General features: G+C 71.1%; 13 protein-coding genes. 8 read left to right on the top strand and 5 right to left on the bottom strand.

Annotated elements, in window-relative coordinates; genetic code table 11:
* Positions 1-18 precede the first annotated feature (18 nt).
* Together ACIF83_RS32400 and ACIF83_RS32395 are read right to left on the bottom strand one after the other, a co-directional pair.
* Positions 19-477, bottom strand: a complete 459-nt coding sequence (locus ACIF83_RS32400; protein ID WP_393475920.1) for an FMN-binding protein — start codon at positions 475-477, stop codon at positions 19-21.
* 16 nt (positions 478-493) lie between these two features.
* Entirely contained in the window at positions 494-1,846 is a 1,353-nt protein-coding gene (locus ACIF83_RS32395; RefSeq protein WP_399732252.1) for a ferric reductase-like transmembrane domain-containing protein, read from the bottom strand.
* A gap of 155 nt (positions 1,847-2,001) precedes the next feature.
* Here ACIF83_RS32395 and ACIF83_RS32390 point away from each other — a divergent pair, with 155 nt between their 5' ends.
* Together ACIF83_RS32390 and ACIF83_RS32385 are read left to right on the top strand one after the other, a co-directional pair.
* A complete protein-coding gene (locus ACIF83_RS32390; protein WP_393475914.1) occupies positions 2,002-2,742 on the top strand; it encodes a response regulator transcription factor in 741 nt (246 codons plus the stop codon).
* Positions 2,739-4,235, top strand: a complete 1,497-nt coding sequence (locus ACIF83_RS32385; RefSeq protein ID WP_393475911.1) for a sensor histidine kinase — start codon at positions 2,739-2,741, stop codon at positions 4,233-4,235. The genes ACIF83_RS32390 and ACIF83_RS32385 overlap by 4 nt, the downstream gene beginning before the upstream one ends.
* On the opposite strand, the gene ACIF83_RS32380 is transcribed toward ACIF83_RS32385, so the two are convergent.
* The 3 genes from ACIF83_RS32380 to ACIF83_RS32370 all read right to left on the bottom strand — a co-directional run bounded on the left by ACIF83_RS32380 (position 4,222) and on the right by ACIF83_RS32370 (position 6,540).
* On the bottom strand, positions 4,222-4,923 hold the full coding sequence (locus ACIF83_RS32380) for a L,D-transpeptidase (protein ID WP_393475908.1): 702 nt from the start codon (positions 4,921-4,923) through the stop codon (positions 4,222-4,224). The genes ACIF83_RS32385 and ACIF83_RS32380 overlap by 14 nt on opposite strands.
* Positions 4,924-4,926: 3 nt before the next feature.
* Entirely contained in the window at positions 4,927-5,514 is a 588-nt protein-coding gene (locus ACIF83_RS32375; protein WP_398139529.1) for a pyridoxamine 5'-phosphate oxidase family protein, read from the bottom strand.
* Between the two features lie 165 nt (positions 5,515-5,679).
* Positions 5,680-6,540, bottom strand: a complete 861-nt coding sequence (locus tag ACIF83_RS32370) for a hypothetical protein (RefSeq protein WP_399732247.1) — start codon at positions 6,538-6,540, stop codon at positions 5,680-5,682.
* A gap of 168 nt (positions 6,541-6,708) precedes the next feature.
* Between ACIF83_RS32370 and ACIF83_RS32365 the strand changes: the two genes are divergently transcribed.
* From ACIF83_RS32365 to ACIF83_RS32340, 6 genes are all read left to right on the top strand, one after another.
* The gene (locus ACIF83_RS32365; RefSeq protein ID WP_398139527.1) at positions 6,709-7,911 is read left to right on the top strand and encodes an argininosuccinate synthase; all 1,203 of its coding nucleotides are present in this window, start codon (positions 6,709-6,711) and stop codon (positions 7,909-7,911) included.
* A gap of 57 nt (positions 7,912-7,968) precedes the next feature.
* Positions 7,969-9,399 (top strand): argininosuccinate lyase, encoded by a 1,431-nt coding sequence (gene argH, locus ACIF83_RS32360; protein WP_399732243.1) that lies wholly within the window; start codon positions 7,969-7,971, stop codon positions 9,397-9,399.
* 197 nt (positions 9,400-9,596) lie between these two features.
* Entirely contained in the window at positions 9,597-10,415 is an 819-nt protein-coding gene (locus tag ACIF83_RS32355; RefSeq protein WP_399732240.1) for an alpha/beta fold hydrolase, read from the top strand.
* Between the two features lie 91 nt (positions 10,416-10,506).
* Entirely contained in the window at positions 10,507-11,478 is a 972-nt protein-coding gene (locus ACIF83_RS32350; protein WP_399732237.1) for an aldo/keto reductase, read from the top strand.
* An 84-nt stretch (positions 11,479-11,562) separates the two neighbouring features.
* Positions 11,563-12,114 (top strand): TetR/AcrR family transcriptional regulator, encoded by a 552-nt coding sequence (locus ACIF83_RS32345; protein WP_393475887.1) that lies wholly within the window; start codon positions 11,563-11,565, stop codon positions 12,112-12,114.
* Complete coding sequence (locus ACIF83_RS32340; protein WP_399732233.1) at positions 12,111-13,673, top strand: MFS transporter; 1,563 nt, start codon at positions 12,111-12,113, stop codon at positions 13,671-13,673. The genes ACIF83_RS32345 and ACIF83_RS32340 overlap by 4 nt, the downstream gene beginning before the upstream one ends.
* The last annotated feature ends 41 nt before the right edge of the window (positions 13,674-13,714 follow it).

The following is a 13,714-nucleotide window of genomic DNA, read 5'->3' as shown; positions in this document are numbered from 1 at the left end:
GCCGCATGCGCTGAGTGTTCAGAGGCCCGCGGAGTCGAGGGCGGACTGGAGTGACTGGCGGTAACCCTCGCTGGTGTACGTGGCTCCGGAGACCGTGTCGATCTGCGCGCTCTGGGCGGCCAGCGCCTCGCGCCGCAGCTGCGGCAGGGCGTAGCCGTTGATCTCCTGGTCGCGCGGGTTGTCCTGCGGATAGCTGACCGCCGTCACGTCCGTGAGCTTGCCGCTCTCGATCGTCACCCGCACCCGGACCGGTCCCCACCGGGTCTGGACGGTGTCGCCGGTGACGCTCTTGGTCCCCGAGCTGGAACGGGCCCTCGGGCTCGAGCTGCTCGACGTCGTGGGTGACTTGGTGCTCGCCGTCGCCAGCGTGGGGCTCGTGTGCGGCTTCAGCGACAGCAGCAGCACCATCCCGGAGACGGTGGCGGCACTCGCCAGCACGATGCGGCGGAGGGGACGGTTCTTGTTCAACGCGTGCACGCGGGCCTCACAGCTCTCACAGTTCGAACGACTCGTGGTGGATACGACGGTCCGGGACGCCGGCCGCCCGCAGCGCGCCGTACACGTCCTGGGCGAAGCCGTGCGGGCCGCAGATGTACACGTCGTGGCCCGCCAGCCCGGGGAAGGTCGCGCGCAGCGACTCCGCCGTGATGTTCGGCCGCTCCCCACGCGGCCCGTTGAGCGCGTACAGCACCTGCGCGCCCCGCCAGCGGGCGATCGCCTCCAGCTCGCGGCCCAGCGCCAGGTCCTCGGCACCGCGCGCCCGGTAGAGCAGGGTGACCTCGCCGGGCAGCGTCTCGAACAGCGCCCGCAGCGGGGTGATGCCGACCCCGGCCGCGATCAGCAGGGACCGCTGCCCGGTGGCCCGGTCGGCGGTCAGGGAGCCGTACGGGCCCTCCGCCCACACCCGGGTGCCCGGCCGCAGCAGCGGGACGGCCGCGCTGTGGTCGCCGAGCGCCTTCACCGTGATCCGCAGCCGGTCAGGGCGCGGTGGTGCCGACAGGGAGTACGGCGTCGACGTCCAGCCCATGCCCTCGCCGAGGAACCGCCAGCGGAAGAACTGACCCGATCGCGCGCCCAGCTCGTCCAGGTGCCGCCCGTGCACGACGACCGAGTACACCCCCGGTGCCTCCTTGTGCACCGACTCCACCCGCAGCCGGTGCCGCCGGTTGAGCCGGACCGGGGCGAGGACGCGGAACCACAGCACCAGGGCCGCCACCCCGAGGTACAGCGCGTACCAGAAGGCGGTGGCCACCGGCTTGCCGTTGAACTCCTCGCCCAGCGCCAGCTGGTGCCCGAAGGCGAGGAAGACGGCCGCGTAGGTGAGGAGGTGGACGTAGTACCAGAACTCGTAGCTCGTGCGGCGGCGAGCGGCGCGCACCGAGGTGACGCCGACCGCGAAGAGGATCACCGTGCTGGCGGTGGCCTTGAGCATCTCCGGGTAGTCCAGCACGACGGTGACCGCCTCGTGCCACAGCGAGGCCCGGTCCTGGGCGGCGTACCCGGCCAGGATCAGCACGACGTGCGCGACGAGCAGGCAGACGGTGTACCGGCCGGCCATCGCGTGCCAGCGGGCCACCCGGTCGGAGCCGATCCGCACCTCCAGCAGCGGCACCCGCGCCATCAGGCCGACCAGCACCGCGCAGGCGTAGCCGCACAGCAGCCCGGCGATGCGCCCGGCCCCGGTCAGCCAGCCCGCCGTACCTACCACGGCGCCGGTGTCCGCCCACCAGAGCGCGACCACGGCCGCCGCACCCGCCCACAGCACGGCCAGCAGGGGCCCCGCGGGGGAGCGCCGTGCGGTCAGGGGCAGGGGCGGGGCCGCCCGCCCCGCATCCACGGTGGTCATGAATACGTCGTCCCTTCGTCCGTCGTGCCATGCCACTGTGCGGCCCGAAGCTCTGAGGCACCTCTGAGCGGGCGCCCCACCCGGCCGGCTCAGAGGAAACTCAGAGCTGCCCGGGCAGCCGGCGACCCCGCGCACGAGCGATGCTGGTAGACGCGATGAACACCACCCGCTCCGGCCGCCCGGCCCTCACCCGACCCGACGGCACCCCGCTGCGCGTCCTCGTCGTCGACGACGACCCCGACCTCGCGGAGGTGCTCACCGGCGCTCTGCGCTACGAGGGCTGGGAGGTGCGCGCGGCCGGCGACGGCGCCTCGGCGGTCGCCACCGCGCGCGAGCTGCTGCCCGACGCCGTCGTCCTGGACGTGATGCTCCCGGACACCGACGGCTTCGCCGTGTTGCGCCGTCTGCACGAGGTGAAGCCGGACGTCTGTGTGCTCTTCCTCACAGCCCGGGACGCGGTCGAGGACCGCATCGCCGGCATCACGGCGGGCGGCGACGACTACGTCACCAAGCCCTTCAGCCTGGAGGAGGTCGTCGCCCGGCTGCGCGGACTGCTGCGCCGCGCCGGCATGGCCCGCCAGCAGGAGGAGGGGCCGCGGCTGACCGTGGGCGAGCTGGTCATGGACGAGGAGGCCCGCGAGGTGACCCGGAACGGCGAGCTGATCGAACTCTCGCCGACCGAGTTCGAACTCCTCCGCTTCCTGATGCGCAACCCGCGCCGGGTGCTGAGCAAGGCGCAGATCCTCGACCGGGTGTGGTCGTACGACTTCGGCGGCCGGGCCCACGTGGTCGAGCTGTACATCTCCTACCTGCGCAAGAAGGTGGACGCGGGCCGCGAACCCATGATCCACACGGTCCGCGGCGCGGGCTACGTCCTGAAGCCGGTGCCCCGGTGAGGGCCGCACGACGCCTGCCCCGGCCCCGCACCCTGCGTGCCCGGCTCACCTTCGGGCTGGTGATCCTCCTCGCCGTGAGCTGCGCGGCCGTGGGACTCGCCGCGGTCGTCGAGCTGAACGGCTTCCTCACCCAGCGCCTCGACGAGCAGCTCACCCAGGTCGGCACCCGGTTCCCGGAGAGCCTGGAGCACAACCGCCCGGGGCAGGCCGGCCGGGTGCCCGACGACCACGACGGCGACGAGCAGGGCGACACCCGACGCCTGGCCACCGGCACCTTCGGTGCCCGCCTGCTGAACGGACAGGTCACCAACAAGGGCCTCATCCGCTCCGGCGACCCGTCCGCGGACCTGGGCGTGAACCTCACCGACAGGGACCGGAAGCGGCTGGCCGCCGTACCGGCCGACGGCAGACCGCACACCGTCGAACTCTCCGCCCTGGACGACTACCGGGTCGTCGCCATCCCGGGCCGGGACAGGGACGTGCTGGTCGTCGGCCTGCCGCTGGAGCCCGTCCAGTCCGCCGTCCACCGCCTCGAACTGGTGGCCGGCATCGTCTTCGGCCTCGCCCTGGTGGCGACCGGCGTGGCCGGGGCCTTCTGGGTCCGCTGGTCGCTGCGTCCGCTCAGCAGGGTCGCGGCGACCGCCACCCGGGTCAGCGAGCTGCCGCTCGCCAGCGGCGAGGTGGCCCTGCCGCCGCGCGCCCCGGAACCCGACTCCCGCAGCGAGGTCGGCCGGGTCGCGGCCGCCTTCAACCGCATGCTGGGCCATGTCGAGGACGCCCTGACCAAACGCCACGCCAGCGAGGAGCGGCTGCGCCGCTTCGCCGCCGACGCCAGCCACGAGCTGCGCACCCCGGTCGCCTCGGTCCGCGGCCACGCCGAGCTGGCCCTGCTGCACCCGGGGCCGGTCCCACCGGAGGTGACCCGCGCCCTGGAGCGCATCGCCGCCGAGTCCTCCCGGATGGGCGAGATGGTCGACGACCTGCTCCTGCTGGCCCGCCTCGATGCGGGCCGCCCGCTGGAGCGCCGCCCCGTCGACCTGACCCACCTGGTCCTGGACGCGGTGACGGACGCCCGGGCCGCCGGCCCCGACCACCGCTGGACCCTGGACCTTCCGGAGGAACCGGTCACGGTCCTGGGCGACACCCACCGCCTCCAACAGGTCTTGGCCAACCTGTTGGCCAACGCGCGTGTGCACACACCCGTCGGCACCAAGGTGACGGTGACCCTCGGAACCGAGGACGGCTCGGCCCACCTCTCGGTCCACGACGACGGCCCCGGTGTCCCCGAGGAAGTTCAGCCAGGCGTCTTCGAACGCTTCACCCGCGCGGAACACCGCCGCCGCAAGGACGCCCCCGGCGGCGGCGCGGGCCTCGGCCTGTCGATCGTGGCGGCGGTGGCGGAGGCGCACGGGGGGAGCGTCGGGCTGGAGAGCAGGCCGGGGGCGACGACGTTCACCGTACGGCTGCCCCTGGGCGAGGTCAGTAACGGGTGATGGCCGTGGCGCCGTCCGTGGTGCCGATCGCGACATGCGGCTTCCTGTCGGGGTCCGCCCACGTCAGGATCCGCTGCATCGCGTCCTCGGGTACGGACACGCAACCGGCGGTGGCCGCCTTCCCGTTGACGTGCAGAAAGATCCCGGCCCCGCGCCCCCGCACCGGCTCGTCGTAGTTGAACCCGATGACAAGCCCGTACGCGTACTGCGTCCCGTAGGAGCTGAGCTGCTCGGACTCCGAGGCCCGGCAGTCGGCCGGAAGCGGATCCACCCAGCGGTTGTACGAGGTGGAGTCGACGTCCTCGCACCACCAGGAACTCTCCTTCACCGCCCGGTACTCGGTCCGCGTCCCGCTCGGCGCCGCCTTGATGCCGAAGGCGAACGGAAGGCGGTACAGCCCGGTCGGCGTGGTGTTCGTCCCCTGCTTCCGCGACTGCCCCTCCACCAGCCCCTTCGCCCCGAACCGCGCGGGCGCGGACCCGGCCTGGACCCACTGCCCGTCCCGCAGGTCCCACCACGTGACCGTGCCGGACGTCGCGTCGGTGTCCGGCGCCTGAGCGGTGATCAGCTGGGTGCCGCCCCCGGTGTCCGCCATCTGCGAGGGCAACGGCACCGGCCCCGGCCCGGGCGTGAAGCCGAGCACGCAGACGGACGCGGACACGAGGGCGACGACGACACCGGGGCGCATGGCTCAGACGGTAGACGGCGGGAGCGGCAACGGCAGCCCGGGTAGTCCGTCCAGGCTTGTCGCGATGTGCTCCTTCTTGGTGAAGTAGGCGCTCAGCGAGTCGTCGTCCTCGCGGGCGAACCGCTTGGCGTGCAGATCGCGGTCCTCCTCGTAGGTCATGTAGGGGACGGCGTATCCGCAGCTGTCCCGCACCAGTTCGGCGTGGACGACGATGACCGCGCGCAGGCCGTGCAGGCTCGGGTCGATGTCCGGGAAGTGGGCGACCAGTTCCTGGAAGCGCGGGTCGTCCCGGAAGACCGCCTCGCCCCGGCCGTGCACCCGCACGATGTTCGGCGGGCCCTGGAAGGCGCACCACATCAGGGTGATGCGCCCGTTCTCCCGCAGGTGCGCGACGGTTTCGGCGTTGGACCCGGCGAAGTCGAGGTAGGCCAGCGTGAGTTCGTCGAGCACCACGAACGAGCCCTTGAGGCCCTTGGGGGAGAGGTTGACCGTTCCGTCGCCGGAGAGTGGCGCGGTCGCCGTGAAGAAGAGTGGCTGCTCCTCGATGAACGTCCGGAGCCTTCCGTCTATGCGCTCATAGATCTTTCCCATGTCTAACGATTATCGACGGAAGTCGTTCGGCTGTCTAAGGAATTGCCGGATCTGCTCGGTCGGATCTGCTCGGTCGGTTCCCCTCGGCCGGATCCGCTGGGCCGGATCCACCGCGGCCGCCCCGGCCGGCGCTGTCCCACGGGGCGGCCACGGCTGACTGTCACCTCACTTGGTGAGCGTGCAGGCGGCCAGCGCGTCCAGGCCGGTCGGCCTGGCCGAGGTGCGGCCGATGGCGATGGCGATGCGGTCGACGGTCGAGACCCGCTTGTCCTTCAGCGGGCCGAGGATCGCGTTGTTGACGAAGTTCGGTCCGCCCTGGCCCACGGTGTTCTTCAGCCGTGTGTCGGCTTCCTGGATCTGCGTCTGCAGCAGGGCCAGGTTGCGGTCGACCTCGGCCTTCGCGGAGGCCGGGACGGCCGGCAGTCTGGAGGCCACGTCCGGGCAGGTGATCGTGGCCGCCGCCGTGCTCCCGCCCGCTGCGGCCCCGCCCCCCGACTGCTGGTCTGCCGCGGTGCTCGGGGCCGCGGAGGCGGACACCCGGCCGCCGCCCGTGTTCGCGCCACCGCCCCCGACCCCGCCGGCGTTCAGGGTGCAGGGCGCCAGCGCGTCCAGCCCCGTCGGCTTGGTCACCTTGCGGCCGATGGCGATGGCGATGCGGTCGATGGTCGAGACGCGCTTGTCCTTCAGGGGGCCGAGGATCGCGTTGTTGACGAAGTTGGGCCCGCCCTGGCCCACGGTGTTCTTCAGTCGTGTGTCGGCCTCCTGGATCTGGGTCTGGAGGAGGGTGAGGTTGCGGTCGACCTCGGCCCGGGCGGAGGCCGGAATCGCCGGCAGCTTCGACTTCACGTCGGGGCAGGTGATGGTGCCGGGGTCCGCCAGCGTGCGCGCGCTCTGGGCGGTACCGCTCTTGGACGACTCCCCGGCGAGGGCGGAACCGGCGATCACCGCGCCGGAGAGCACCACGGCGGCAGCGCCGCCGATGATCGCCACGCGACGCTTGTTGTACTTCGGAAGTGCCCTGGACATGCGACTGCCTCACTTGGGTCAGGAGTGGGTTGTGATCAACGCGGCGCCGGCGTTCGGTGGGAAGTACGAGAAAGCGGTTGCCATTGTTCAAGCGGTCCGAGAATTGACGAATCATGCAGAGTTCTGCATACTCATGCATGTCAGCAAGTGCAGTGTGAGGAGAAACCCGTGACCGAGCGCGTCGTACTCGCCTATTCGGGCGGTCTGGACACCTCCGTCGCCATCGGCTGGATCGCCGAGGAGACGGGCGCCGAGGTCATCGCCGTCGCGGTGGACGTCGGCCAGGGCGGCGAGGACCTGGACGTCATCCGCAAGCGCGCCCTCGCCTGTGGTGCTGTCGAGGCCGAGGTCGCGGACGCCAGGGACGAGTTCGCCGACGAGTACTGCCTCCCGGCGATCAAGGCCAACGCCCTCTACATGGACCGCTACCCGCTGGTCTCCGCACTCTCCCGGCCGACGATCGTCAAGCACCTCGTCGCCGCCGCCAAGAAGCACGGCGCCACCACGGTCGCCCACGGCTGCACGGGCAAGGGCAACGACCAGGTCCGCTTCGAGGCCGGCATCGTCGCTCTCGCCCCCGACCTGAAGTGCATCGCCCCGGTCCGCGACTACGCGATGACCCGGGACAAGGCGATCGCTTTCTGTGAGGAGAAGCAGCTCCCGATCGCCACCACCAAGAAGTCCCCGTACTCCATCGACCAGAACGTCTTCGGGCGCGCGGTCGAGACGGGCTTCCTGGAGGACATCTGGAACGCGCCGATCGAGGACATCTACGAGTACACGCAGAACCCGGCCGTGGCCCGCGACGCCGACGAGGTGATCATCACCTTCAAGGAGGGCGTCCCCGTAGCCGTCGACGGCAAGCCGGTCACCGTCCTGCAGGCCATCCAGCAGCTCAACGAGCGCGCCGGCGCCCAGGGCATCGGCCGGATCGACATGGTCGAGGACCGCCTCGTCGGCATCAAGTCCCGCGAGGTGTACGAGGCTCCCGGCGCGATCGCCCTGATCACCGCCCACCAGGAGCTGGAGAACGTCACCGTCGAGCGCGAGCTGGCCCGCTACAAGCGGCAGGTCGAGCAGCGCTGGGGCGAACTGGTCTACGACGGCCAGTGGTTCTCCCCGCTCAAGCGCGCCCTGGAGGGCTTCATCGACGAGGCCAACCAGCACGTCTGCGGCGACATCCGGATGACCCTGCACGGCGGCCGCGCGGTCGTCACCGGCCGGCGCTCGGACTCGTCCCTGTACGACTTCAACCTCGCCACCTACGACACCGGCGACACCTTCGACCAGGCGGCGGCCAAGGGCTTCATCGACATCTACAGCCTGTCGTCGAAGATCGCGGCGCGCCGTGATCTTGCAGGCGGAGCCTGACGTGGACCTCGCACAAGCAGCCAACGCACATTCCGTGACTCTCTAGGAGCAGCGCAAGTGAGCAGCAACAGCGGTGACGTACGGCTCTGGGGCGGCCGTTTCGCCGACGGTCCCGCCGAGGCCCTGGCGAAGCTGTCCGCGTCCGTCCACTTCGACTGGCGGCTCGCGCCCTACGACATCGCCGGTTCACGCGCCCACGCGCGCGTGCTGCACAAGGCGGGGCTGCTCTCCGAGGACGAGCTGACCCGCATGATCGCCGGGCTCGACGAGCTGGAGGCGGACGTCGCGGACGGCTCGTTCGTGGGCACGATCGCCGACGAGGACGTCCACACCGCCCTGGAGCGGGGCCTGCTGGAGCGGCTCGGCCCCGACCTCGGCGGCAAGCTGCGCGCGGGCCGGTCGAGGAACGATCAGGTCGCCACCCTCTTCCGGATGTACCTGCGGGACCACGCCCGGATCATCGGCGGCCTGATCGCCGACCTCCAGGACGCGCTGATCGGCCTCGCCGAGGCCCACCCGGACGTGGCCATGCCCGGCCGCACCCACCTCCAGCACGCCCAGCCGGTGCTCTTCGCCCACCACGTGCTGGCCCACGTCCAGTCCCTGTCCAGGGACGCCGAGCGGCTGCGCCAGTGGGACGAGCGGACGGCCGTGTCGCCGTACGGCTCCGGCGCCCTCGCGGGTTCCTCCCTGGGCCTCGACCCGGAGGCGGTGGCCGAGGACCTCGGCTTCGAGCACGGCAGCGTCGGCAACTCCATCGACGGCACGGCCTCCCGTGACTTCGTCGCCGAGTTCGCCTTCATCACCGCGATGATCGGCGTGAACCTCTCCCGGATCTCCGAGGAGATCATCATCTGGAACACGAAGGAGTTCTCCTTCGTGACCCTGCACGACGCGTTCTCCACGGGCTCGTCGATCATGCCGCAGAAGAAGAACCCGGACATCGCCGAGCTGGCGCGCGGCAAGTCGGGCCGTCTGATCGGCAACCTGACCGGTCTCATGGCCACGCTCAAGGCCCTGCCCCTCGCCTACAACCGTGACCTCCAGGAGGACAAGGAGCCGGTCTTCGACTCCTGTGACCAGTTGGAGGTCCTGCTCCCCGCCTTCACCGGCATGATCGCCACACTCACGGTCAACCGTGAGCGCATGGAGGAGCTGGCCCCGGCAGGTTTCTCGCTCGCCACCGACATCGCCGAGTGGCTGGTCAAGCAGGGCGTGCCGTTCCGCGTGGCCCACGAGGTCGCGGGGGAGTGCGTGAAGGTCGCGGAGGCCGACGGCAAGGAGCTGGACGAGCTGACCGACGAGCAGTTCGCGAAGATCTCCGCCCACCTCACTCCCGAGGTCCGCACGGTCCTCAACGTGCCCGGCGCCCTCGCCTCCCGCAACGGCCGCGGCGGTACGGCACCCAGCGCGGTCGCCGTCCAGCTCACCGAGGTCAAGGCGGACGTGGCGGCACAGCACGTGTGGGCGACGGCCAAGCAGGCCTAGGACACGCGCACCGCAGCAGGTTGAAGGGCCCGGACGCTCGTCCGGGCCCTTCTCGCTGTCCTGCCCGTGCGGTAACAGATGGGATTCGGTCAGTGGCCGAATCCTTGACCCACCGCTACCCGGAGGTAATTATTCCGCTTATCGCGGTCGGCATTGCCGAACGCTGGTCGATCACAGCCGAGCATGAAAGGGACGTCATGCGCGCGAGACGTACTCGACGAACGGCCCGACTCCTCGCCGTCGCCGCGGTGGCCGCACTGTGCGCCGTAGGCCTCACGGCCCCCGCGGGCGCCGCCGACACTCCGCCACCCGGCGCCAACGACTGGTCCTGCAAACCGGACTCCGCCCACCCGCAGCCCGTGGTCCTGGTGAACGGCACGTTCAAGACCTCGTACGAGAACTGGCTGACCCTCTCGCCCACGCTTGCGAACGCCGGTTACTGCGTCTTCTCCTTCGAGTACGGCGACCTGGAGACCGCCCCCATCCCCGACTCGGCGGCAGAACTACGCGACTTCGTGAACGCCGTGCTCGGCGCGACCGGCGCCAAGAAGGTCGACATCGTCGGCCACAGCCAGGGCGGAATGATGCCCCGCTACTACGTGAAGTTCCTCGGCGGCGCCACCAAGGTCGACGACCTCGTGGGCATCGTTCCCTCCAATCACGGCACCTCCAACCCGCTCGCGCTCGTGGCAGGCGCCACCGTCTGCCCCTCCTGTGTCGACCAGACCGCCGGCTCGGACTTCCTGAAGAAGCTCAACTCCGACCCGGAGACCCCGGTCGGCCCCGACTACACGGCGATCGCCACCAGGTACGACGAGGTCGTGGTGCCGTACACCAGCGCCTTCCTCAGTGGCCCGGACTCGTACGTGACCAACGTCCTCCTTCAGGACCGCTGTCCGCTCGACACCACCGAACACGACCAGGCGCCCAAGTCACCGCTCGTGGAGCAGTGGGTGCTCAACGCCCTGGAGCGCGACGGACCGGCCGACCCCGCCTTCGTGCCGCGCTGCGTCTAGGGCGGGCTGAACCGCACGCGGCTGGGTAGATTGGTGCGGGATCCCCACTCCTGGTGCGGGATCTCCGTCGCCGATCGTGCAGGGAGCCGCCATGCCCTTCAGTCGCCTGGCCCACGCGACCACGCCCACCGCGCACATCGGACTCGGTCTCGCCGCCGTCGGCCGTCCGGGCTACATCAACCTCGGCCGGGAGGAGGACCTCCCGGCCGGGCGCAGCGTCGACGCCCTGCGCGACCGCACCCATGACCTGCTCGACGCCGCCTACGCCCAGGGCGTGCGCTATTTCGACGTCGCCCGCTCCTACGGCCGCTCCGAGGAGTTCCTCGCCGACTGGCTGAACGCCCGCCCGGACATCGACGACGTGGTCGTCGGCAGCAAGTGGGGCTACACCTACACCGCCGGCTGGTCCACCGACGCCGCGCAGCACGAGGTGAAGGACCACAGCCTGGCGACGTACGAACGCCAGCGTGCCGAGACCGACGCGCTGCTCGGCGACCGGCTCGACCTCTACCAGATCCACTCGGTGACCCCCGACAGCCCGGCCCTCACCGACAAGGAACTCCACGCCGAACTCGCCGAGGCCGCGGCCGGGGGCCTGACCATCGGCTTCTCCACCAGCGGCCCCGCCCAGGTCGACGCGATCCGCGCCGCCCTCGCCGTGCGGGTCGACGGCGAGCCGCTGTTCCGTACCGTCCAGTCGACGTACAACGCCCTCGAGACCTCGGCCGGACCCGCGCTCGCCGAGGCGCACGACGCCGGACTGACCGTGATCGTCAAGGAGGGCATGGCCAACGGCCGCCTCGCCGCCCAGAACGCCCCGGACGTGCTGAAGGCCGTGGCCGAGGAGACGGACCTCGGCTGCGACGCCGTCGCCCTCGCCCTGATCCTGCGGCGGCCCTGGGCGGGTGTCGTCCTCTCCGGCGCCGCGACCGTCACCCAGCTCGCCTCCAACCTGCACGCGCCCGTCGTGGACCTGGACGCCGACCAGCTGACCCGCCTCGCCACGCTGGTGGAGGACCCGGGCACCTACTGGGAGCGGCGCGGACAGCTGCCCTGGCACTGACCGATCACCTCTGCTGACCAGCGACTACGAGTCACGCATGCCTATGGTGAGACAAAGATGTCTCACATGGGTTATGTTTGTCTCATGGCCCTGGATCGTGACCACGTGCTGCGCAGCGCAGCCGCTCTGCTGACCCGCAAGTCCACGGCGACCATGGACGAGGTCGCCAGGGCCGCCGGGATCAGCCGGGCCACGCTGCACCGCCACTTCGCCGGGCGCGACGCGCTCGTACGGGCGCTGGAGGCGCTCGGCATCGCTGAGTGCGAGGCGGCGCTGGACACGGCCCGTCTGGACGAGGGTTCCGCGGGCGAGGCCGTGCACCGCCTGGTCCGGGCGTTCGAACCCTCGGCCGGCCTGCTCGCCTTCCTCTACACCGAGAACCAGCTGTTCGAGGGCGAGGAGCAGAACCAGGGCTGGGCCCGCATCGACGAACGCGTCACGGCCCTGTTCCGGCGCGGGCAGGAGAGCGGCGAGTTCCGTATCGACCTCACTCCGGTCTGGCTCACCGAGGCGCTGTACGGCCTGCTGGCCTCCGGCGCCTGGGCGGTCTCGGAAGGCCGGGTCGCCCGCAAGGACTTCACCCACATGATCGTCGAGCTGCTGCTCGGCGGCGCACTACGAAGAGAGGAATCATGACCAGCACCCTGCAGCATGGGGGTCCCGCCTGCTCGAGCGAAGTCGAGAGCTCGGGGGAACGTGCGGCGGAGGTGGAGAAGCGCCCGGGCCGCTGGCTCGCGCTCTCCGTCCTCGTCCTGGCCGTGCTGCTGGTGGCCGTCGACGCCACCGTCCTCGGCCTCGCGACCCCGTACATCAGCGAAGACCTCAACCCCTCCGGCACCCAGCTCCTGTGGATCGGTGACGTCTACTCCTTCGTCATCGCCGGTCTGCTGGTCTCCATGGGCAGCCTCGGCGACCGCATCGGCCGCAAGCGCATCCTGCTGGTCGGCGCCACGGCGTTCGGCGCGATATCCGTCCTGAACGCCTACGCGACCACCCCTGAACTCATGATCCTGGCGCGGGCCCTGCTCGGCGTCGCCGGCGCGACCCTGATGCCCGCCACCCTCGCCCTGATCCGCAACCTCTTCCACGACCCGCGCGAGCGCAGCCTCGCCGTCGGCATCTGGGGCGCCACCGCCTCCGCCGGCACGGCCGTGGGTCCCATCGCCGGCGGCTTCCTCCTGGAGCACTTCTGGTGGGGCTCGGTCTTCCTGATCAACCTGCCGGTGATGGCGGTCCTGGTACTCGTCGGCATCCGCACGCTGCCCGAGTCCCGAAACCCGAACCCCGGCCCCTGGGACCTGATCAGCGTCGTCCTGTCGCTGGTCGGCATGATCGGCCTGGTGTACGCGGTCAAGGAAGCCGCCACTCACGGCTTCACCTGGCCCACGCTCGCCGCGGCCCTGCTGGGCGCGTCGGCCCTCTACGGCTTCGTGCACCGCCAGCTCACCATGCCGGCCCCGCTGCTGGACATGCGTCTGTTCCGGCACCGTGGCTTCAGCGGAGCGGTCCTCGCCGACCTGCTGACCGTGCTGGGCATGTCCGGTCTGGTGTTCTTCCTCTCCCAGTTCCTGCAACTGGTCCAGGGCAGGAGCCCCTTCGAGGCGGGCCTGGCCGAACTGCCCGCAGCCGTAGGCGCGGTGACGGCCGGCCTGATCGCGGGCGGTGCGGCCCGCCGCTTCTCGGTACGGGCCGTGGTCTCGGGCGGTCTGGCCGCCGTGGGCATCGCCCTCGCCGTCCTCACGACCGTGGGCCGGTCGACGGGCTACCCGGTTCTCGGCGCCGCGCTCCTGGTCGTCGGTATCGGCGCCGGCTTCTCCTTCACGGTGACGGCCGACGTGATCCTCTCCAGCGTGCCCAAGGACCAGGCGGGCGCCGCCTCCGCGGTCTCCGAGACGGCGTACGAACTGGGCGCGGCCCTCGGCATCGCCCTGCTCGGCTCGATCGTGACCGGCGTCTACCGTGACTTCACGGGCCCGGCCGGAACCCCGGCAGCGGCCCACGAGTCACTGGGGGCGGCGGTGGAGGCCTCGACGACGATGCCCCCGCACACGGCGGAGTCCCTTCTGGACGCGGCAAGCAGCTCCTTCGTCCAGGGCCTGCAGCTCGCCTCCGGCGCAGGAGCGGCAGTCCTGCTGGCAACGGCGGCGGCAGCATGGTTCCTGCTGAAGGGGCAGAAGCTGGAAAGCGCCGGGTGAGCCGAGTGCCTCAGGGGCGCGGGGAACTGCGTGTACAACCA

Source organism: Streptomyces sp. NPDC085866 (assembly GCF_044541035.1).
Classification (GTDB): domain Bacteria; phylum Actinomycetota; class Actinomycetes; order Streptomycetales; family Streptomycetaceae; genus Streptomyces.
This window is presented reverse-complemented; position numbering and strand designations above follow the sequence as displayed.